Genomic DNA, 21,863 nt, shown 5'->3' on the forward strand with positions numbered 1-21,863 from the left:
TTCGGAGTGGAAACCTGGCAATAATAACGAAAGTCTTTGTACATCGAGGGCCACCGCTCCCGTAACGCGAGCGCCAATCCATTCGCGAATTTGTTATTGGGGGCTACACCATGGGCAACAGCCACGGGCTCACTTTATAAAATGTCACCTTCCACTTCATAATCATGCGCTTCCCTCCCTGTCAAATATCATAATCCCTTTGTCTGGTAAAAGGGGAATAACCATAGACAAGGCCCACAGGCCATTTTTGCAGACCATTCTCGCATGATCATTTAAGACCCCTCCCATCCCTACCGAAAAACATAAAGAGCGATCGAGACATCAATCCCTCTTCAACAAGTCCTTCCAAAGATGAGAAATACGGAACACGACTCCGGTTGGCTCAATGTCCAAGGGCCCAAATGGATATCCCTGACCGACCGGCTGCGATCGGGCTATCATCGATTCTGGTATGAAGCCTCGCAAGCCCTGAGATGGTCTCGGGGACCATTCCGCGAAGGTCCCAAGGGGCCACTGACCCATCTGACACCGACTCAACAACACAGAACCGAACAGCTGGCGAAGTCATATCGTTCACGCTTCGAAACATCGCTTACTCCCGAAATTGCTCTTTTGAATTATTCATATCTGGACATTTTGGATCGTGCCAGACATGCTGTTGGTTGGTCTGTTCCCCTCAATCAACGGGTCTGTGATCTCGGGAGTGGCAATTTCGCTTATGCTGCAGCCCTACACACATTCTTCCATCCCAACCGCCTGACAGGCGTCGAGGTAGATGGGCATCGTCTGTATTGTAACGGGCGAAGCCGCATCGATTATGCCAGCGGACACATTCAAGATTTGTCGCAAACCGAGTATGTGGTTGCAGACTTTCGCCAGTTCACCAGACAGGCCGATATTATTACGGCCTGGTATCCATTCGTCACTCCGAAACCCTTACTGGCCTGGCGATTACCGCTTAGCTTATTCAATCCGGCCGCTGTATTCGCCCAAGTGGCCAATAATCTCATTATTGGCGGAACCTTCGTCATGATCAATCATAGTACGGCCGAAGCAGAGGTGGCGCGAGGCATCGCGGAAGACGTCGGCCTCGTCTGTGTCGGCCACTATCTTCATCACGCTTCCCTCCGTCCGCGAACAGCAGAACCGGTGGTATCCATCTGGCATCATGGGTAATGGGAATTAACCGGTTGGTGATTGTTTTTCACAGGGAACGAATTCCGACTCGATCTCACGATTTTCAACCTTTTGTTTCCCTTACAAGACAAAATTACCAAAGTTTCCGCTAGACCCCCCACTAACAGAAACTATCATACCGTCCTCCACTCATTTATAATGCCGCAAAATTTGTTTGCCGCTTAAGGCCGGATCTCGGAAGGGCACTTCGATTCTCACGTTCGTCCACTTGGAGAAAATCCTTGCAGAACGGAAAGAAAAGAAACCGCAGCCTCCAACATCCACAATCGAGGATTTGGGCCTTGTCCCTTCTCCTAATTGTCCTGACATTCTATGTAGACCTTCACATACCTTTAGGAGTTGCCTGTGCCATTCCGTATATCTTAGCCGTCTTGATCGGGTCTTTTCTGCATCCCGCATGGGCTATGCCCGCAATAGTCCTTGTCTGTTCAATCTTGACCATTGTCGGGATTTTTTACTCACCCGAACCTTTGGTTGTTCCAATTTGGAAAGTTTTCACGAATCGTGGATTAGCGCTTTTTGCCATGTGGATCATTGCCATACTGTTGTATCATCGCAATGCGCTCATCGCCCGAAGAGAAGAAACCCTCACACGAATCCAATTGCTCGAAGGCCTTTTACCTATCTGCGCGGATTGCAAAAAAATTCGTGATGAGAGGGAGACCTGGCACCAATTGGAAACCTATTTTACCGCTCACTCCAATATGACCTTTACCCATGGCATTTGCCCGGAATGTGAGAAACAAGCCATGGCGAAGTTCAAACGCGAACAATTAATTTAATAATGTTTTATAGCTTGTTGAGAAAGAAGATGGGAACAGGACAGGACAAAAAGGACTTCCTGCGCGGCGGTCCGGGAAAAATTTCTCACACTCCCCACTCAAGGTCCTTTACGGATTGGCTAAAGTCGGGGGAGCAAGCACACGCAGGACCGAGATAGGAGGACGGTTGAATATGTTCTCAGGCCATTTGTCTTTTCAATCCAATCAAGCCCATTGCTGATGAGAGAAGGTGCCGATTAACACAACCTTTTTAATCGGTGGCTTAAAAGGGACGCAATCAATAAATGATTCAAAACTGAAAACCCAGGAAGGAGTGAAATATTCAAAAATGGGTTCCATTACTTGCGAAATGCACTTAGTCTTCTGATCGAATCAAAATTCCCTTTCGTGCCGTTCCACCACCTGTCTCAATATTTAAAAATGTGACGCCGGATCGTAACCCTTCTGGCACGACGACTTCCACCCGTTCATCATTAACAAACGAAAATGCCTTGGCCGGGACTGAACCAAAAGTCACATCGTGCAAACACTCCTTTTTCTTTCCGAAATACTTTCCCTCTACCACAACACTATCACCGGTTTTCATTTCGTCCGGCTTTACATGATCAATTTGAGGACGGACGCTGGAATCACAGATGGGATCATTTTTGACCTTGTCCTCATCAAACCCTTTAATCGATTCCGGAATCACAAAACCACCTGACTCTTCCACAGATTGACCAGGTACTCCTTGTCCCCAGGAACCAGCCACCCCGATCAGGCCAAATCCTAAAAAAGCAAGGGGTCGTAAAAAGTAGGAAATCCTCACCAACATGAGAAACCTCACAAGTTAGATTGTTAGGAAAGAGTCCCTTTGCCATTATCAGCCAAGGAACAAGGGATCAATTCATCGATCGTATTCTTCTTATTAGATTCCTTCGGCCACCCCATCGTCAATCACACCTCACATTGGAAAAGATTTCTCCGTCCCAGGGAACTTCGAAAACTCAAAAGATTCTATCGCAACATTTTTTTGTGCTTCCCACCACATTGAACTATTTCAGATTCCAATACCTACCCAGCGGAATTTTTCTTCGGCACAGGCGAATGCATCCCCCTTCTCGCTCCATGCGTCCAGGGCACCATGGATAACGTGGCCAAACTGATTGAGCTAAGTGCTTACAGGCTGATAGAAAGTAGTAGGTCTAGTAAGGATGACTATGTAGGTGAATTTGGACTCTCCAATGGTTCCGCGCCGATTGGAATCCGTACCTCTCCGAGAGTCCCCTGAAATCGAAGGACCAAGTTACATTCGAACGTTTCGAGTCTCTCCAGTATCGGTGGGGAAGCCCTCCATAACTGTGACGAGACAATTGGAGCCATTAGGAGCTATGTCCCGACAAAAACGTGGTCGTGGAAATCAGCATGTCCATCTCACCATCGTCGGGAAAACTCACCGAAGGCATTGCGCAAAAAATTTTGGGGGAAATATGACAACCATTATTCAGACCCCTTACTAGAAAGAGCCCTTATCCCAATTCCTGAATGAGAGCACGCATCTCAGGCACGAGATCCCCACCCCCGCTGGAACGACCTGACAAAGCCGCATCGATACCCGCCGCCAACACAGTCTTGGCCTCCTCATGACGCTTCAGTCCAGCCAATGCCCGTCCTAAAGCCAAATGGGAGGCGACATGAATGGGATCTAATGTGACAGCAACACGCAAGTGCTCCACCGCTTCTTCAAGATGCTCCCCTTCCTTTAGTAGCTTGTCTCCAAGCCCATATCGTCCTAGAAACCCATCGGGTTTTTTCGCCACCATTTGGCGAAATATGTCAATATCCATGCTCTGACCATCCTCTCCGAAAATATTGATGTAGCCTCCAATCATACCATCCCCCTTAAGGGATCAGCCAGGCACAAGCCACATACCATGCACACCCTCACCTCTTTGTGAAAAGACGAGAGGAAAAGACCGGGCACACGAATCGTAACCCATGCCCACTAAAACAAATTTACGAACTGAAAAAACAATTAACATCCATTCCTGTCACCTTGATCCATCAAAGCCCTTTTCATAATTCGGTGCCTTGTGATCTGTATTCAAGCAGCCGGAGAAGATTAAAAAGATAATCTCTTTTCTCAAGCTAAGAGGAGTTGGCGTTCCTTTGTGTGAGGGATTAGACAGCGCAGGGGTGGTGATGGACGTGGATAAACCTTTTTAGGATGTCTGCCAAAATTGTTCATGACATCTGCATTTCTATTTGGTCAGGACGAACCACAGAAAACCCATGAGTGGAAACGGACGATGAATGGGGAACGAACAAAAGCCACCATAACGAGCCCGGAGATGGCAGGTATCAAAAAAACTTGACGGATATAATTCTTCGCAAACCCTGCAGTTTCACTTCCTGGCAAACACATATAGTTAGTTTAAAAGAAAAATTTCTTTCACATTCCATCCCGCTTCACACTTTCTGATTATTCCCCTGAAATCCCGTAGATTTCTTTAAGACTTTTCCTACGAGAGAACTCAGCTCAGGAAGATCATGCGGCTTTTTCAGCACTGCCTCAAATCCCGACTCTAACGCCTGCCTTCGAATCTCCTGATTGGGACTCCCCGTCACCAAGACAAATGGGGGACAACAACCATTGCCCACATATTCAAGATTTCTCCGTAACTGAATGCCATTCATCGCAGGCATTTGGAAATCCGTCAGGACGAGGTCATAGTAACTCATTTGAATATGGGTAAATGCCCAGGTCACATCTGACACTTGACTACATAAATACCCTTCGAGCTCCAAGTACGATTGATAAAGGTCCAAAAGTTGGCGGTCATCATCAATAAGCAGAATCCTTTTCGTGTTGCCTCCTGCCCCAGTGCTGAGAAAATTCTCTTGCCGATCCTCACCAGGCAACATTTCCAGAGAGTAGCTTTCAAGCATAATGGCTCTCATCAGGTGAAGGAAATTTTCCCAAGCATCATAGGTTTTTCCATCCATGGCTTCCCCACCCAATTCCGTCAGCACATGCAGGAGCGCATATACGACAGGAGGATAGTGCTTGCTTTTAATACCATATTTCTTGTGTCGTTCCCCTAATTGAACGAGGAAGGAACGCAATTCCTCAGGATTTTCCATGTGCAAGACCAGTGTTCGGAATCCACGTAGAAACGCCGCATATTGCTGGGGTAACTGGGCCTGAGGGAAAAAGGTCTGAAACTCCGGGAATTTATCAAACAACACATTATAAAATCGAAAAACAATCTGCTCTCCGTGAGATGCCACGATCTCAAAACTTTCCTGAATCCGTGATAGATCAGAAGTGGGAATTCCCGGAGAAATATTCAATTTACCATTCTTCATGACTGCCTTTCTGAGGATAAAAATCCTTCCTGGGTTCACAGGTTTCTAATTAAAAAGTCGCAGACATTTTTCGGTCAATACGTCTGGAGCGATCGGTTTGATGAGATAGTCCATCGCGCCCTTAATAATGGCAAGCTGCATTTGCGATCGGTGTTCAGAGGGTGACATTACGATTACCGGCGGCAGCGTCGAAGACTGCGCTAATTGTTCCAGCATAAGAAGGCCTCCCATGAGGGGCATGCATAAATCGAGTAGTACCCCATTGACGGTGTGATGTTGAAGAGCCTCAACCCCTTCCTTCCCATTGCCAGCAGTAAGAACCTCAAAGCCCAGGGCATTCAGACGATCTCTCAGAAACAGAAGGACGTCCGCATCATCATCGACAATGAGAATCCGCTTTTGATTTTTCATCGTTAGTTAGCCCGCATCAGATGGAGAGATCGTCCCATCCATGACGATCCACCGCATGGATGAGCGACTGCATGCCTACAATCATGGCTTTACTGAGACTCCTTGACATCAGTGATCGTGAGATGATCGTGTATCGCACCTTGGCTTATGACCGTGTGATAGGGAAGAACAATAATTTCACCCCTCATGATGGGATGAAGCACGCAATAATAGGGATACCGACCGGGAGGCAGTGAAGGAATCGTGAATTCCTGACCGGGTTGAACGCCACCCGTATCAAATGCGCATGTCCCACCAGTTCGACAACCATCGTGTGTGACGCTATGCGGTGATGAAGTAGGATTCACAACATGAATTGAGACTCCATCGGGGACAATGGCCAAAGCCGGTCTATAATAGGGTGCCCAATAGTCCATTGAGACCCTCACATCCGAAGGCTTGGTGGAGGCCGATGCAGGGCCACAGATTGATAGAAATAAAAGGAAAATTCCTAACACAGTCAGAGTGGAAGAGGCCGTTGCCCAGTTCATTTTTTTCATCTGTTCACCTCCCGATTTATTACCGCTTCCAACCGGTTGTTGTGGCTTAATCAGATGGTAAATTCAAACCCATAAAGAATCTATTTGATTTGTGACCCATTCAAATAAAGATTTCATAAAGATTCCTGATGGCGCCATTTCCTGATTCCTGTTTAGATCAATACGGTGTTGGGCGGTAACCAATTTCATGAAAAAAAGAAGAACGGATTGAGTCACTCACCAGCCCTCGAGCGAGTGAAGAGGCCATACATTCAATTCGGATGAGCATGGCAGGGCCTGCCGAAGCGTATGTGGAAGGACGTTGCGCTGGGAAAATCAAGCCAAGGCGGCCTAAGAAATTACGAGCGAAACCACAAAGAGGGGAAATGGTTACAGCAACTGGGAAGGTAGGGGACAATCATTGATAAAGAACACCTGAAATGCAAACGGACAATCAGGGGGTTTTCTCACCTTCCTCAAAATCGGTGGCAAATCGATAGCCGACGCCGGGATCGGTGAGAATATACTGAGGTCGTGCCGTGTTTCTTTCCAACTTTTTTCTTAAATTTCCAATAAAGACACGTAAATATTGAGCCTGCTCGCTATATCCCGCACCCCAAATAGCCCGGAGAATGGTTCCATGCGTCAAAACTTTTCCGGAATTCTGAATGAGGTACTTCAACAGTTCATATTCCGTCGGGGTTAATTTCACCGCCTGGTTTCGAATGCAGACATTTCGACTCTCGAAGTCAACCTGTAAATTTCCAAATGTGAACACGGGATCGGTGCCGTAAATTGAGGAGGTCCTCCGCAGGACTGAGCGGATTCTCGCCGTCAGTTCTTCCATGCTAAACGGTTTGGTGACATAGTCATCTGCGCCGACTTCGAGAGCTTCAATTTTTTTCGCTTCTTCCCCAATTGCGGAAAGGATGATGATTGGAATCTGGTAGGTTTCACGGATCTGCCGGGTCAGGTCGATGCCATCCATTCCGGGAAGCATTAAATCCACAAGGGCCAGGTCCGGAAGGCGGTGGCTCATAATTTGGAGGGCCTCTTCTCCGGTGTCAGCCGTCAGGACTTCATATCCTTTTGCCTCAAGATTGATCTGTAAGGAACGACGTATTTGCCGCTCATCATCAACAGCTAATATTCGAGATCCAAGCGCCATGGGTAAACCGTTTACTCCTCTTCCCCGTCAAAATTTAACATAGGGGGCGCATCAGGGGTCGGCAACGTAAAACTAATCGTCACGATTCGATTCTGTGATTCGGCCCAAATCCGACCACCATGGGCTTCGACCATACCTTTACAGATCGCCAATCCGAGACCGGTACCACGAATGAGTCGTGTCCGCGGACCCTTTAACCGGTAGAATCGGTTGAAAATACTTATCAACTCTTCCTGAGGGATTCCTTCTCCCTCGTTTGAGACCCCTACCTCCACCTGTTTCGGCGTCATTCGACCAACAATGCTGACCAAGGAGCCTGGGGAAGAATATTTAATGGCATTATCTAACAGATTGATCAGGACTTGCTGAATTTCCATCCCATCTACAAAAATAGGAGAAATTTGTTCTCCAAGGATCACTTGCAAAGATCGGCTTTTCAAAGGCATTTCCAACCGTCTAATTGCGCCTTCGACCAAATCTTCCAATAAATGCCATTCACGATGAGGAACCAGCGTTCCCGCTTCAACCTTTGACATGTCCAGAAGATTATCAACCAATCCATTTAAAAAATCGATTTCCTGATTGATCCCCTGGAGAAATTCCTGCTGGACCTTGGACGCGTCCTGTCTGGAAAGTTCAATCAACCCGGCTATCGAGGCCTTGATGGCCGTCAGTGGAGTCCGTAGTTCGTGGGAAACCAAAGACAACAGAGCGGTTTTAAGGGCATCGCTTTGACGAAAGGCCTCAACTTTTGCAGCTTCGCTTTTTCGCAAATTTTCCTCTACCCGTTGTCGTTCAAACCCATTCACGAATATTTCTCCTGCCATTTGGAGGAGTCTGATGTCCTCTTCGGACCAGGTCTTTTCATGCCTCACTGAATCAAACCCAAGAAACCCGAACAACTTTCCCCGCAAGGCCATGGGCACAATCACCAGCGATTGGATTTGCTGCCTTTGAAATAGCTGCTTTTCGGCATTCGCCTCGAGCGGAAGATTTGCCACGCTTGAGATTTGAAAAAACGGGCCGGAGTTCAGACGTTCTATAAACCAGGATACCTCCTCCATTCGAAGGCCCTGAAGTTTGGATAGCTGGGGCTCAATACCCGTCTGACACCATTCATGGGTATTGTTCATGGTCGTACCGTCATCCTCAAATATAAACACATAACTTCGATCCACCCCTCCGAAAATTCCGATGGCTTCCAATGCCCGATTTATCTCCGCATCTAAATCTTTTGCTTCAAGACTGATGAATTGGGTTGAAAGATTCGTCATGAGATTTTCAATTTCGATTCGATACCGTAGAGCGGTTTCTATTCTGGAACGTTCCTGGATTTCATGTTCAAGTTCCTGATTGGCCAGTTTGACCTGTCTCGTTATAAGAATTCCGAAAATTATCACTAAGGTACCGATCAACGATTCCCAAACGATCATGTTCGAGATCTTTTCCTGGGAGTTTCTGCTGTATAACTTGACCGCCTTGTTGGCAACTTCAATTAACCGGGCATTTAAAGCCAGGAGTCCATCTAACTCCAAAGAATATCCGGGATGATCGGATCGCGTTTTCAAAAAGGTATCGGCCCGCTGTATAAATTCGGCCATGAGTGTTTGTTGCTCACCTAATGCCTGTCGTATTTCCTGGGATGGAGGGGGAGGAAGGACCGCCGTATCACCACTTTCCTGATTAATCACGGCCTGTCCACCGACAAGTAAGACATCCAGATTTTGGTTCAGCATCTTTTGGGTGAACAGGTAATCAGCAGAAATCCCTTGCGAAATCAATAACATTTCATTCATGAGTCGTTGAGACAACATCCGCTGTTGTCCCGCCAGATCTACCATCACACTGTCGAGCTTTTGATTCTGAATTGTGGTGATCGTATAGAGCAGGATGCCGAACAAGGCTAAAATAAACACGGTGGAGAGAATCAATAACGCTCGCCCGATTGATCCCGTTCCTAGCCATGAACGTTTTGGTGGCTTCACGACTTTCCATCCTTTGATGTCGACCCTGGTCGCTCAATTCATACAATAAGGGAAATTCCTGACTTTCTCATCATACCCTAAACTCTTCGATATACCCTAAACTCTTCGATCCCTAAACTCTTCGATATTTTTCCAACCACATGGGTTGCGGATATGGAAGTTGCCAGTGACCTAAGGAGGCTTTCGAAAAAGTTTCGCTCCGACTCGATATTTTGGATCACACGATCTATACTATGCCCAGTAACGAATCATTTGAGTCCCTACCCTCTTCATTCTTCATCTCGCTTAATGCCAGCCCAAGACCTCATACGATTCCAGTTATTGCCCTATATCGCTAAAATTTCACAGGGCTTTCCCTTCACGGTTGTCTTCTTTCTTGGAGATATTCATGAATAAACACTCTCAAATGCACTTAGACAGACAGAAGGTCAGCGACGCGCTCATTGTCCTTGAAGGCTCTGCGTCCCGGTCTGGTAAATCCCCTCTCCCATCTGATTTACGAAAAACAGGTCTTCACCCGGATAATTGGTATCCGCTCGCACGCTCCAGAGATCTGAAAAAGGGGAAAATGCTTGGAGTGTCCTTTGCCGGCAATCCTATCGTGTTAGTCAGAACCGAAAACGGCATCGTTTATGCGCTGGAAGACCGATGCGCCCATCGGCAGATACCCCTCCATTGCGGGGTGGTGCATGGAGAATATGTCCAGTGTGGGTATCATTCCTGGACATTTGACCAAACAGGGCGATGCATGGGTGTACCCTATTTAGAAAAAAACCAACCACGACCAGCAGGAGTCAGGAGCTTTCCTTGTCGTGAAGCCTATGGGCTGGTGTTTGTGTTTCCGGGGACAGTAAGCCGGATTAATGAAATCGGGTTCCCGGATGTATCCTTAGCAGATGATCCACAATATAAAACTCGATACCTTGACCGTCAGGTAGGCTGCCATTACTCATTCATGCATGAGAACCTTATGGATATGAACCATCAGTTTTTGCATCGTCGACTCATGGGCGGGATCCGAACGGTCTTTTTGGAACTTCGAGAGCGACCGCATGCCGTGGAAGTCGATTACACCTTCTCTCGAATTAAAGGCGCACAACCACTCGGCGAGAAACTTATTCTAGGGAGAACCAAGGCATCAGGAGATGGGCCAAAGCATGATCTGATGACCATCTGTACCAACTACCCCTATCAAACGCTCCAGTTTTGGACAGCCGGAAGTATTCACCCTGCGTTAAATCTCTGGAATGTGTATGTTCCCGTTGATCCTGCACAACGAATCAATCACACCTTTGGATTGATGATGGTCCGGAAACCTTCAATTCCCGGTCTCATCCACCTCTTGTGGCCGTTTATTGTGTGGTTTACCAATGGTATTTTTGCACAAGATCGGTGGATTGTAGAGGAAGAACAGAAAGCCTATGATCGCCAGGGCGCAGACTGGAACCAGGAGGTCTTTCCGGTGATTCAGAGCTTAAGAAGCTTGTTGGGTCGCGAAGGCATTGCCATATAAGGATTTTCCCCGGCATGCTGAAAAGAGTTTTCAAGGCGGCAGCCGGATTGCCCCTTTTGGCCCTCGGTTTCGGTACCTTACTCAGACCACATGGTAGCCAAAAGAGGGTGGTGCCTCATTCTTCTGCAAGATCCTGCGACAGGCTTCCCTGAGAGATTTCAGATGAAACGGTTTCACAAAAAACCCCTGAGCCCCCTCCTGTAGCAGTTGCCGGAGGGCTCGTTCGTCCGACGCGCCAGACATCATCATCACCGGCATTTGATGTCCCAACCATCGTAATTCATCCAGCATGGTCCGCCCATCCATAATGGGCATCTCCATATCCAATAGAATGCCATCCACCGTTTGGCGACTTGCCACAGCCAAGCCTTCCCATCCATTTCTCGCAACAAGGACCTCATATCCCCATTCCTTGAGCGTCTGACTTAACAGCCTGCCAACAGAAGGATCATCATCGACCACCAACAGACATGGACGGACTTCCTGGGTCTCGGTCTCATCAGAAGGTAGACTCCCGGATGATGTGTCAAATGCCTGAATGGTTTGCAGACAAGAAGGGCAATAGGTATGCACAAGATCCATCTCAGAGAATTTGAGATGGTCCATTGATAAGAAGGACGCTAACGTCTGCCTTCCTTTCGCACCAGCCGGTGCGACAAAGTGATCCGGCACGCGTTCACACCATGCGCACGAAGAAACGAATTGGGAAAGAGTCGCAGTTGGAAGATAATGCCGTAACACATTGGCCTTGGAGATAACTCCGACAAGATTCTGATCATCCACCACAGGCATTCTCTGGAAATGTTTTTGGATCATCAGATTCAACACGGAATCAAGTGATTCACTCTCATGCACATAAACGGGCGGGGTCATCGTGTCTTCGACTCTGAGTTCATCCAGCGAATCCAAGCGTGAAACGGCCTCGAACAGCCGGAGATCCGACACGACTCCAAGAATTTTGCGGGTGGAATCAACCACCGGCCATCCACAATATTGACCGGAGAGAAATTGCAAAGCCAGATCGTTCTCGAATTTCCCACTTCTTAGGGGTAAGGCTTTTGGGTCCATTAAATCTTTTGCCAATGGAGGAGAGGAAGGCAGGTGGTTCATGAGAGGGCCTCTCTTTCAAACCGGGTTCAAATAGAAAACCATTGGATGAAGGGGGTGGGGGATGAACCGATCAATAATCGGACTAACTATAAAGAACTATACGAAAGGAGTATAGAACTATAATTAAAATACAGCAAAATATAGGCCATAAAATTTTACAAGAGGCCTATTTAAAAAAATCCTTATATTTCATATGGTAAACGAGAGCCGGCATACCTGCCAATAGAATTCCATACAGATTTAACGTATCAAAATAAACAATATCATTAGGGTAAATCATACAATTTTGAGGTTGGGAACTATCCCACGGACTGATGAAAAATGGTCCGGCAGACATCAGCCATTAATAGATAATTCCAGAATGATCGATTATAGGTGTGAGGAATCAAGCAGAAAGTTATAAAGCCCATTCCAACCCCTCCCTGTTTTCAGCGGCGACTCCGTTAGAGGGAACCTCGAGAACAAGCGTTTAGCCACTGCTTACGGGGTTGGTAACTGAGGGCAATAGGAACGAAACTGAACTCTCCAGTTTGGCAGTCAGAAATTCCCTTTGGCACAGTCCACCTCCATTCCAAATAGAAAACCGCGACTTCGGTTAGAGGGTACAGCCCCCTTGGTTTGCAGATTGTCATAATAAGACCCAACACCTATTTTAATCGATCACAACACTTAAGTAAGAAGATTGGGCTCAGGATGTGCCCGAGCCAAAGCACGGTTGGCCCCATAAGCCCTTGTCGCCAGTGCACACATAGACCTCATTTGCGCCCACTCTCGGCGGTATGCTACCAGTGACATCTCTCAACCTTGAACGCAGAAATGGATCATGAAGCACGTTTCCGAACCTACAGAAGAACGATTGTTGTTCAGGCACCCGGGCGCGATCATGTTCGTCTCATGTTATGAATTGGGTCACCAACCTCTTGGCATCGCCCAGCCGATGGGATTTCTCCAGCAAGCCGGGTTTTCGCCGGTTGGCCTCGACATCGCCATTGAACCCCTTGATGAACCGGCTCTCAGGCTTGCCAGATTTGTCGGTATCTCAGTTCCCATGCACACAGCGCTCAGGCTTGGGGTGCGCGTAGCAGAGCTGATTCGCGCAATAAATCCAGCCTGCCACATCTGTTTCTATGGCCTGTACGCCTCGATCAATGCGGAATATTTGCTCCAAGAGCTGGCAGATTCTGTGGTGGGCGGAGAATATGAGATCCCGCTACGATCACTCATTGAGGCACTCGATCAAGGTCAGGCGATCAACCATCTTAATGGAGTGAGCTCTCCAAACCGGGTCGTTGCTCCCTATTTGAAGCGGCCCTACTCAAGCACTTCAACGACCTCCCAACCAATCCCAAGTCGGACAGGACTCCCGATGTTGGACCAATACGCCCAGCTCGAAGAGAACGGGACAGAACGATTGGTCGGGTATGTCGAGACCAGTCGCGGATGTCTTCATCATTGTCTCCATTGCCCGATCGTGCCCGTATATGAAGGGCGATTCTTCCTTGTTCCGGAGGTCGTTGTCCTCGAGGACATTCGGCGCCAGGTATTTGCAGGCGCAACGCATATCACTTTTGGCGATCCTGATTTTTTGAACGGGCCGGGGCATTCCCTGAGCATTGTTCGCAGGATGCATGAGGAATTTCCGGATTTGACCTTTGACTTCACAGCGAAGATCGAACACCTCTTGAAGCACCGTACTCTCATGCCGGATCTTGAAGCACAGGGGTGCCTGTTCATCATCTCCGCAGTGGAGTCGTTCAGCACCGATGTTCTAAAACTGTTAGACAAGGGACATACAGGAGCTGATATCATCACGGCGCTCGCCATTCTGCGCGATGCCGGCATCACCCTTCGCCCGTCGCTCGTGGCTTTCACGCCCTGGACCAGCCTCGATGATTACCTTCAGATGTTGGACATGGTGGAAGACCACGATCTTATCGACGCGACCGATCCGGTCCAGTTGAGCATTCGTCTCTTGGTGCCTCCCGGCTCGGCTCTTCTCGCCAAGTCCGACATTCAGCGATTTCTCGGTCCACTGGATCAGGCCAACTTTCAGTATCCATGGACGCATCCAGATGAGCGGATGGATCAACTACATCGGGCGGTAAGTGCGATCGTGGAAGCGAGTGCCAAGGAAGAGGAAGATGCGATGGTAACCTTTGATCGTATTCGGACGAGTGCCGATAACATAGCCGGCCGTCACGCTGAGTTCTCGACCCGGACAAGGGTGAGCAGGCCCGATCGTCCGAAACCGCCCCGGTTAACAGAATCATGGTTCTGCTGCGCTGAGCCGACGACCCAGCAGTTCAGGCCGTTGCTGACAAAGGGGCATGGGGAAATCTAGAAGGAGGCGATCATTGACAAACTTCTGTGAGGTTGATCCATACAGGCTATTTTGGTCAAACTGGGCGGACACCACTCCCGAGATATTGGCTGGGTAGAGTTACATATATGTTTGAGAGGGGGATGAGAAGTGGAATCTGAACTCATGACACAAGGCACAAAGATACAGGAACTTTTAAAGTTGAAGGTCCCGGCTGTGGCCATCGCGTTTCGGGCCACGGCTCCTGCAGGCATTCCACGGATCACCACTCCCGCACCTGCAGGATGCGGCTATTGGAAGCTGGCGGCTGAGGGCCAGGCCTTCTATACGGAAGGATCCGATCACTTTGGCTGTCCGGTCGGAGCCCATACCCACGGTGTGGAGCTGCCGCCCCAGGTCGCGACTGAGCTGAACGGTCTGATACAGACGATGGTAGACATGCAATACCTCACGATGAAAGAAATTCCGATGATCCCGCATCGACAGGAGACTTTTCACATGGCCGTCTATGCGCCACTCACACAGGCCACTTTCACTCCGGACGTGGTGCTGGTTCGAGGGACCGTCAAGCAGCTAATGCTCTTGGCGGAAGCGACACAGGCAGCAGGCGTACCCGGCGGTAGTGCGACCATGGGACGGCCGACTTGCGCCGTGCTGCCGGAATCACTGCAATCGGGACATGCGGCGACCAGTTTTGGCTGTATTGGAAACCGCGTCTATACCGGACTCGGGGATGATGAGGGCTATTATGCCATTCCCGGTGCCAGGTTGGCCGACGTCGTGAGTAAGCTGGCAGTCATTACCGAGGCCAATCGCCAGTTGGAAACGTTTCATCGATCCCGCTTGTAAAGAGTCCCTCCAACTGCCTCCTGATAGAAAGGGGGAAAACTATAGGACCGCGTAATCGTGCCCTCTCTCCTGTTTGTTGAAAATCCGAACCATGCAAGCAGGAAGCTCGCGAAATTTTTCAGCATCCTGTGAAAAAATCACGATGCCAAGACTCCTCCTACTCTTGCCGACCACCACCTATCGAGCAGAGGCGTTTCTCGAAGCCGCCCGGCGGGGGCAGATATCAGTCACCATTGGGTTAGAGCGAATTCCGGAAAACCTTCTGGTCGCGTCAGACAATGTGTTGTTGCTTGATGTTCGGCATCCACAGGCAGCCGCCCAGTCCGTGATCGAATTCGCCCAACATCACCCGATCGATGCAGTGATTGGAGTCGACGACATCACCGCCGTCACGGCGGCTGTCATCGCGGAGGCAGTCGGATTACCCCATAACTCTGTCGCGTCCGTCACTGCCGCCGGCAACAAGCGGCAGATGCGGGAAATATTGTCCCGAAAGGGCGTTCCTGTCCCTCCCCATAAGGTATTTCCCTTCGACGGTGATGCAAGGGCCTTCGCAAAACAGGTGGTCTATCCCTGCGTCATAAAGCCTCTCATTCTTTCCGCCAGTTGTGGGGTAATTCGTGCCAATGACGAACAGGAGTTTGAGAATGCATTCCGTCGGGTTGGCCGCCTCTTGACCAATTTGAATGTGGCAGCAGTAGACGAGCAGGCTCATTGGATCCTCGTCGAAGATTTTGTACCGGGGATCGAAGTGGCATTGGAGGGTTTGCTCACAAAGGGAGTCTTTCAGCCCCTGGCGATGTTCGATAAGCCAGACCCGCTCAACGGCCCCTATTTCGAAGAGACGCTCTATATCACGCCTTCCCGTCTCTCCTCCACCCAACAACAGCAAGTGGTCGACTGCGCAGATCGAACGGCAAAGGCCCTCGGACTACAGGAGGGGCCGGTGCATGGGGAGTATCGCTTGAATGAGAACGGAGTATGGGTCATTGAGATGGCGGCACGTACCATCGGCGGGCGATGCTCCAGAACGCTGGAATTTTCAGCAGGTATATCGCTCGAAGAGCTGATCCTCCGTCACGCACTCGGGATGCCGCTCCCACCACTCACCAAACAACCGCAGGCGGCGGGCGTGATGATGCTTCCGATCCCGTATAGCGGGAGCCTTCATGAAGTGAGGGGACAGACTGAAGCCAAGGCGGTAACAGGAATTGTCGAACTGACGATAACGGCAGAGCCTGGAGAATTACTTATTCCGCTTCCGGAGGGCACACGCTACTTAGGCTTTCTTTTAGCACGTGGCAAGACACCGGAGGATGTGGAGCGGTCACTTCGTGAGGCTCACAAACGATTGACGATCGTCATAAGCGCCTCGCCCCAGACAACCAACATATTGCCTTCATCACCTCACTCAAAAGCCATGAGATTTTGAATGCACCCAACAGGGATGCGTCATTCAGGCGCTCTCTTGCAGACTGTTAAAAAAACGCAAAATTCTTTTGAGAGCTTATCAGAATCCAAAATTTTACGGTATTCCATGAGCGAAAAAGGCCCGTCCAGTCCTGCCCTGGGGCCTCTCGAAGGGAAGGCCGCAGCCGCTTGGACGGGCGGAGCGTACAGAGAAGTACGTGAGCCCGACCAAGGGGCGAGAACGCCGCTGGCGGACTTTTTCAACATCCTGCTAGCTTGGATTCTTCTTCACCTCTGTGGTCATGCTCCGTGACCACTCATCCAGACTCTTCCCCTGTGCCGGCACGTCCGGGAGCTCAGTCATATCGTGCACCCATGCTCCCTTCACGGTCTCACTATCGTCGGTAATGGCCTTCTTGATGGCTTCAACCTCCTTGTCGAACCGTTCGGGGGCTTGCTCAAGGATTCGCCTGATCTTCCACTTCGTCGTTGGCTTACCTTCTGCATCCAAGTCACAGGCATAGTGGACGATATCCACTTTTCCGGTATCAAGGATCCTGGACAACATCCGATACGTCACGCCTGTATTCGACTGAATAAGCGCGGCCTTATAGAGACGCTGACACTTATCGGGGTCCACATCTAACGCCGTGAGATCCTCCATGACCTTGGCGGCAACTGCTGGTGACGTATCAACCTCTCCCATAGTCGTATACCTCCTGCAAGGGTTTAAACCGGATGGCAAAACACCAGTATTGAACCTATCAGACAATTCTGAAACAGGGCAAGACGAAGGCCACCGGGGACTGCAGACAGGGCTCAGCCTAACTGCGAAGCGAAAAATCAGATTAAAGAAATAAACCGAGGCTACTTGGCAAGGCAAGAAGGGGTAGGGACAAACTCAGATATGGTGGACACCGGGCAAGGAACATGTAAAGAAAAAGTTTCCCAACCAGCCTTTTTAGGTCTTGTTTGAGGCAGCGGGGAAAAAAGAAGCGGCATATTCCTCAACTGCATACTTGGCAAATACTTGTCTGAAAGTTTCCTGAAGAGATTGGAGATGAGGTGGCTTTAAAAAAAAGCCTTGAGCTCCTTCCATCAACAGCTGACGAAGGATTGGTTCGTCCGACTCACCTGACATCATCAGAACCGGCATCTGATGCCCCAACATGCGTAACTCACTTAGCATGGTCCGCCCGTCCATAATGGGCATGTGCAGAGCTGCTAAGATCCCACCCACAGAACGGCGACCCGCTATGACTAAGGCCTCCCATCCATTTCCGGCAACAATTACGTCGTATCCCCACTCCTGAAGCGACTGACTTAATTGACCGACTTCAGATGGATCATTATCGACTACCAACAGACATTGGCGATCTTCCCTGCTATCCCTAATTGATTGACCGAGCCTTTCAGAGGCGAATTCCCTGTCCATTTCATTTGCTAGTGCAGGAGATGAAAAGCGGTTCATAAGCAACCCTCAACTTTAAAAATGGGATAACATGTTAAACCATCGTGTGAAGAATCATTTATCTTTACAAATCTAAGGATAAATTTGACTAAGTATTACTCTCAAAAACCCTGGTTAATTGGAGAGAAAGCCCTTGGTTTATAGTGTCATCTCATTATCCCTAGGAAAAGACTGGGAGGATCTGCATTGGCTCCCTAAGAATAGCAATGAGACATGTTGTGGTCTGGTCAAAATTGCACACCAATATCCCTGACTCATCAACCTCTTAATTCATTAAGTCCCACAAAATTTACAAGCAATGGCCAGGCAAAAATCATTAACTCGAATCCTAGATAAAAAACTCCTTATAATTCCTAAATTATCAATAAGATATGAAAGATGGAATCTTGATACCTAATGGCAGAGATTATTCATAACGAAATTAAAGTACTTCTCATGCCGATTTCCTGGGGAGAAATCGCCTGAACCAATTTATGGTGTGGGATAAACTCTGGTCTTCTTTTCCTAATATTGCATGTTTTTCAAATTTTTAATCGGGCAAGTCCTGTTGAGTCGATTCTGGCAGGTCCTAGATCCACTCTCGATGAGATGAATGCCATTGCCACCCATGATAGAGTGGGGAGAAATTTTGTGCACCGAAGTTATTGCTCCTGGGAATCCATCAGGAAGAGAACACCACGGTCGCTGAGGTATCTTAAGAATCCTAATGAAGTTATTGAGGATCCGATGAATAAAAAACCGCAATTTCCGGACGAACAATCCAGGGAAGGGGCCTTCGTGCGGCAAAATGATGCCTTTCGGGAATGGGTGACTGATGATGGTAGCTCAGGAGTTCCTGCGGCGCGTGGGCGGTATCATCTGTATGTCTCCTGGGCATGTCCCTGGGCTCATCGCACAATTATTGTGCGAAAACTCAAACGATTGGAAGACGTGATTGGGATGACGGTTGTTGATCCGATTCGGGATGACCGGGGTTGGGCATTTCGAGACGGGCAGGGACATTCGACCGACCCCGTCAACAGGTTTCAGTTCCTGAGTGAGGCTTATCGTGCGACCGATCCGGCCTATCGCGGACGCGTGACCGTTCCCGTTTTGTGGGATCGTGAAACCCGTCGTATCGTGAGTAATTCCGATGACGACATCCTGCGGATGTTGAATACGGCCTTTAATCAATTCACGGGCATTACGTTAGACCTTTATCCGGTTGATCTCCGGCACGAGATTGACCAACTGAATAACGATATTTATGAACAGGTGAATGATGGGGTCTACCGCGCAGGGTTTGCGACATCCCAACGGGCTTATGAACACGGAGTCCGTCGTCTGTTTGACATGCTGGATAGGTTGGAGTGCCGCTTAGCCACAAGACGGTATCTATTTGGCAAGACCCCGATGGAGACGGACTGGCGGTTGTTCGTGACGCTCATCAGATTTGACGCGGTGTATCACGGCCATTTTAAATGCAATATCCGGCGCATTGTGGATTATCCCAATTTGTTTGGCTACCTCAAAGATCTCTATCAATACGATGACGTGGCGGACACCGTAAATATGGATCACATCAAACGGCATTATTACATCACCCACGATGACATTAACCCCACCGGCATCGTTCCACTCGGCCCCGAACAGGACCTTCGCTCTCCCCATGGCCGGGAACATCTGTAGAATGCCGGCCGGCAACCGTGGTAATTGATAGTGCGTCTCCCGGAATAATTGCTGCACAGGCAGTCCATGACCCCATTCCTGACTGGGGCCAATTCCACGGCCCCTTCCATTTCCCCCAAAATACCGTCTGAATACCTGAAAAATACAAGTGAAGTAGCTAGAATAGGTCCCACATTTCCATCGTTCGACTTTGGAAACCGGACAGGAAGAGGACAAACCGGGTAGGTCGTTGAATCTGGAGGAATCGTTATGACATTGACAGCACATAATAATGTTCCACTTCCCGCGTTGATGTATGGCACGGCGTGGAAGGAAGGCACCACGACCCATCTGGTGCAATTGGCGGTAGCTTCGGGGTTCACGGCCATCGACACAGCCAACCAGCTCATTCATTACCGGGAAGACCTCGTGGGGGAAGCTCTGCTGGCCCTCGACAAGCAAGGAGTGAAGCGGGAGACTTTGTTTTTGCAGACGAAATTTACGCCGGTGAACGGACAGGACCATCGTACGCCCTATGATGCCTCAGCCGATCTCACGACTCAGGTGCAGCAATCCTTTGCCAGTTCGCTCACACACCTCCACACCGACTATGTGGACTCATATGTCTTGCACGGTCCCTATTCCCGATCGGGCTTGGGAGAGTCGGACCGTGAAGTCTGGGCGTCAATGGAGGAGCTTTATCAATCCGGGAAGGCCAAAATGATTGGCATCAGCAATGTGACGGCCGGACAACTCACACAACTGTGTGCCGAGGCGAGGACCAAACCGATGGTCGTGCAAAACCGGTGTTATGCGGCCTTTGGTTGGGATAGAGACGTGAGGAGGATTTGCCAAGCCCATGGCATCATTTACCAGGGCTTTTCGCTCCTTACGGCCAACAGAGACGTGGTGGCCGACCCCGACGTCCGGACCATCGCCAAACGATTGGGGGCGAGTCCCGCGCAAGTGATCTTTCGCTTTGCCATGCAGATCGGGATGCTCCCGTTAACCGGAACAACCAGCGAACAACATATGAAAGACGATCTCCAGGCCGGACACTTGGCGTTATTGCCTGAAGAAATCGAACTTCTTGACACCATTGCCGATTGAGCAGGCCATTCCTTCCCGATGGGGAGATAATGTGGACCACCCCCTTCTTGGATTATCCCCACCAAATTTGACCCGCGATCGTATGGTCCTGTCGGAGTCGGGCCGCAGCCTTCAGAACTGCCTGTTAGCGGTCATTCTTCTCATCATTCTTCTTCCTTTCTCTCCCGCAGAAGGCGGCACCATCCCCGAACTCATGTTGGCTGACATCTATCGGCAGGGTCTTGATCTCAGCCAATACCGGGTCAGCGAAAAAATCGACGGCGTCCGCGCTCGTTGGGATGGGACACATTTGATTTCGCGAGGAGGCAATGTGTTTGCGGCACCGGAATGGTTTACCACAGGATTCCCAGCCATGCATCTGGATGGAGAGTTATGGATGGGGCGAGGCCGATATGAAGAGGTATCGTCCATTGTCCGGACACAACAACCCCATGATGGGTGGAGACATGTGCGCTTCATGATCTTTGATCTCCCGGCACATGGCGGAACATTTGCCCAACGGGTGATGGCGATGGATGGCTTGAAGACCAAAAGCGCCTCTCTCTATTTGGGGATCATTGAACAACAGCGGGTTGGGAGCGAAGAAGACTTGTTGAAATGGTTGCACAGGGTGATCGATGAAGGCGGTGAGGGGTTGATGCTGCATAAGGGCACCGCGTTGTACGCCAGTGGCCGTAGTCAGGATTTGCTGAAGCTAAAATTATTCACTGATGCCGAGGCCACAGTGATCGGGTATCGACCAGGCAAAGGTCAGTTTGCCGGTCTGATTGGTTCACTCAAGGTGCGCACGGATAATGGGATCATCTTCTTTATCGGAAGCGGGCTCAGTCATGAGCAGCGACGTCGCCCGCCACCGTTACAAAGCCGAGTCACGTTTCGCCATCAGGGATTAACCGGAAACGGCATCCCTCGCTTTCCGGTTTTTGTACGAATCCGCGATGAAGAGCCCCGTTAACCAGAGAATTGTGCCCATAGGGGTTTAAGATATCCATGACCTGGCTCCGCATAGATTCATGGACTGTTC

19 protein-coding genes are annotated in these 21,863 nt (G+C 49.4%); 9 read left to right on the top strand and 10 right to left on the bottom strand.

The window, feature by feature from the left end:
* Positions 1–351: 351 nt before the first annotated feature.
* Together LX98_RS17865 and LX98_RS17870 are read left to right on the top strand one after the other, a co-directional pair.
* A complete protein-coding gene (locus LX98_RS17865) occupies positions 352–1,176 on the top strand; it encodes a class I SAM-dependent methyltransferase (RefSeq protein WP_496430144.1) in 825 nt (274 codons plus the stop codon).
* A 302-nt stretch (positions 1,177–1,478) separates the two neighbouring features.
* Positions 1,479–1,979, top strand: coding sequence for a hypothetical protein (locus tag LX98_RS17870; protein ID WP_496430145.1), 501 nt, complete (start codon positions 1,479–1,481; stop codon positions 1,977–1,979).
* A 355-nt stretch (positions 1,980–2,334) separates the two neighbouring features.
* On the opposite strand, the gene LX98_RS17875 is transcribed toward LX98_RS17870, so the two are convergent.
* From LX98_RS17875 to LX98_RS17905, 7 genes are all read right to left on the bottom strand, one after another.
* A complete protein-coding gene (locus LX98_RS17875) occupies positions 2,335–2,793 on the bottom strand; it encodes an IPT/TIG domain-containing protein (protein WP_496430146.1) in 459 nt (152 codons plus the stop codon).
* Between the two features lie 694 nt (positions 2,794–3,487).
* Positions 3,488–3,805, bottom strand: a complete 318-nt coding sequence (locus tag LX98_RS17880; RefSeq protein ID WP_442432881.1) for a tetratricopeptide repeat protein — start codon at positions 3,803–3,805, stop codon at positions 3,488–3,490.
* Between the two features lie 622 nt (positions 3,806–4,427).
* Positions 4,428–5,327 carry a response regulator gene (locus LX98_RS17885; RefSeq protein WP_496430147.1) on the bottom strand — a complete coding sequence of 300 codons (900 nt, stop codon included), beginning with the start codon at positions 5,325–5,327 and terminating at the stop codon, positions 4,428–4,430.
* A gap of 45 nt (positions 5,328–5,372) precedes the next feature.
* Complete coding sequence (locus tag LX98_RS17890) at positions 5,373–5,738, bottom strand: response regulator (RefSeq protein ID WP_496430148.1); 366 nt, start codon at positions 5,736–5,738, stop codon at positions 5,373–5,375.
* Between the two features lie 89 nt (positions 5,739–5,827).
* Positions 5,828–6,277 carry a cupredoxin domain-containing protein gene (locus tag LX98_RS17895; RefSeq protein ID WP_496430149.1) on the bottom strand — a complete coding sequence of 150 codons (450 nt, stop codon included), beginning with the start codon at positions 6,275–6,277 and terminating at the stop codon, positions 5,828–5,830.
* 433 nt (positions 6,278–6,710) lie between these two features.
* On the bottom strand, positions 6,711–7,424 hold the full coding sequence (locus tag LX98_RS17900) for a response regulator (RefSeq protein WP_496430150.1): 714 nt from the start codon (positions 7,422–7,424) through the stop codon (positions 6,711–6,713).
* 11 nt (positions 7,425–7,435) lie between these two features.
* A complete protein-coding gene (locus LX98_RS17905; RefSeq protein ID WP_496430151.1) occupies positions 7,436–9,409 on the bottom strand; it encodes an ATP-binding protein in 1,974 nt (657 codons plus the stop codon).
* A 388-nt stretch (positions 9,410–9,797) separates the two neighbouring features.
* Between LX98_RS17905 and LX98_RS17910 the strand changes: the two genes are divergently transcribed.
* Positions 9,798–10,922 (top strand): Rieske 2Fe-2S domain-containing protein, encoded by a 1,125-nt coding sequence (locus LX98_RS17910; RefSeq protein ID WP_496430152.1) that lies wholly within the window; start codon positions 9,798–9,800, stop codon positions 10,920–10,922.
* A gap of 81 nt (positions 10,923–11,003) precedes the next feature.
* On the opposite strand, the gene LX98_RS17915 is transcribed toward LX98_RS17910, so the two are convergent.
* Entirely contained in the window at positions 11,004–12,032 is a 1,029-nt protein-coding gene (locus LX98_RS17915) for a response regulator (protein WP_496430153.1), read from the bottom strand.
* 823 nt (positions 12,033–12,855) lie between these two features.
* On the opposite strand from LX98_RS17915, the gene LX98_RS17920 reads away from it, so the two are divergent.
* The 3 genes from LX98_RS17920 (at position 12,856) to LX98_RS17930 (ending at position 16,633) form a co-directional block, all read left to right on the top strand.
* Positions 12,856–14,373 carry a CUAEP/CCAEP-tail radical SAM (seleno)protein gene (locus tag LX98_RS17920; protein WP_496430154.1) on the top strand — a complete coding sequence of 506 codons (1,518 nt, stop codon included), beginning with the start codon at positions 12,856–12,858 and terminating at the stop codon, positions 14,371–14,373.
* 144 nt (positions 14,374–14,517) lie between these two features.
* Positions 14,518–15,201: a DUF169 domain-containing protein gene (locus LX98_RS17925; RefSeq protein ID WP_496430155.1), complete on the top strand. Its 684-nt coding sequence runs from the start codon at positions 14,518–14,520 to the stop codon at positions 15,199–15,201.
* 142 nt (positions 15,202–15,343) lie between these two features.
* Positions 15,344–16,633 carry an ATP-grasp domain-containing protein gene (locus LX98_RS17930; protein WP_496430156.1) on the top strand — a complete coding sequence of 430 codons (1,290 nt, stop codon included), beginning with the start codon at positions 15,344–15,346 and terminating at the stop codon, positions 16,631–16,633.
* A gap of 249 nt (positions 16,634–16,882) precedes the next feature.
* On the opposite strand, the gene LX98_RS17935 is transcribed toward LX98_RS17930, so the two are convergent.
* Positions 16,883–17,317 (bottom strand): hypothetical protein, encoded by a 435-nt coding sequence (locus tag LX98_RS17935; protein WP_496430157.1) that lies wholly within the window; start codon positions 17,315–17,317, stop codon positions 16,883–16,885.
* A 255-nt stretch (positions 17,318–17,572) separates the two neighbouring features.
* A complete protein-coding gene (locus LX98_RS17940) occupies positions 17,573–18,082 on the bottom strand; it encodes a response regulator (protein ID WP_496430158.1) in 510 nt (169 codons plus the stop codon).
* A 726-nt stretch (positions 18,083–18,808) separates the two neighbouring features.
* On the opposite strand from LX98_RS17940, the gene LX98_RS17945 reads away from it, so the two are divergent.
* The 3 genes from LX98_RS17945 to LX98_RS17955 all read left to right on the top strand — a co-directional run bounded on the left by LX98_RS17945 (position 18,809) and on the right by LX98_RS17955 (position 21,794).
* A complete protein-coding gene (locus LX98_RS17945) occupies positions 18,809–19,750 on the top strand; it encodes a glutathione S-transferase C-terminal domain-containing protein (protein WP_496430159.1) in 942 nt (313 codons plus the stop codon).
* 249 nt (positions 19,751–19,999) lie between these two features.
* Entirely contained in the window at positions 20,000–20,839 is an 840-nt protein-coding gene (locus LX98_RS17950; protein WP_496430160.1) for an aldo/keto reductase, read from the top strand.
* On the top strand, positions 20,820–21,794 hold the full coding sequence (locus LX98_RS17955; RefSeq protein WP_496430161.1) for a DNA ligase: 975 nt from the start codon (positions 20,820–20,822) through the stop codon (positions 21,792–21,794). The genes LX98_RS17950 and LX98_RS17955 overlap by 20 nt, the downstream gene beginning before the upstream one ends.
* Positions 21,795–21,863 lie beyond the last annotated feature (69 nt).

This window comes from Nitrospira marina (assembly GCF_059568365.1).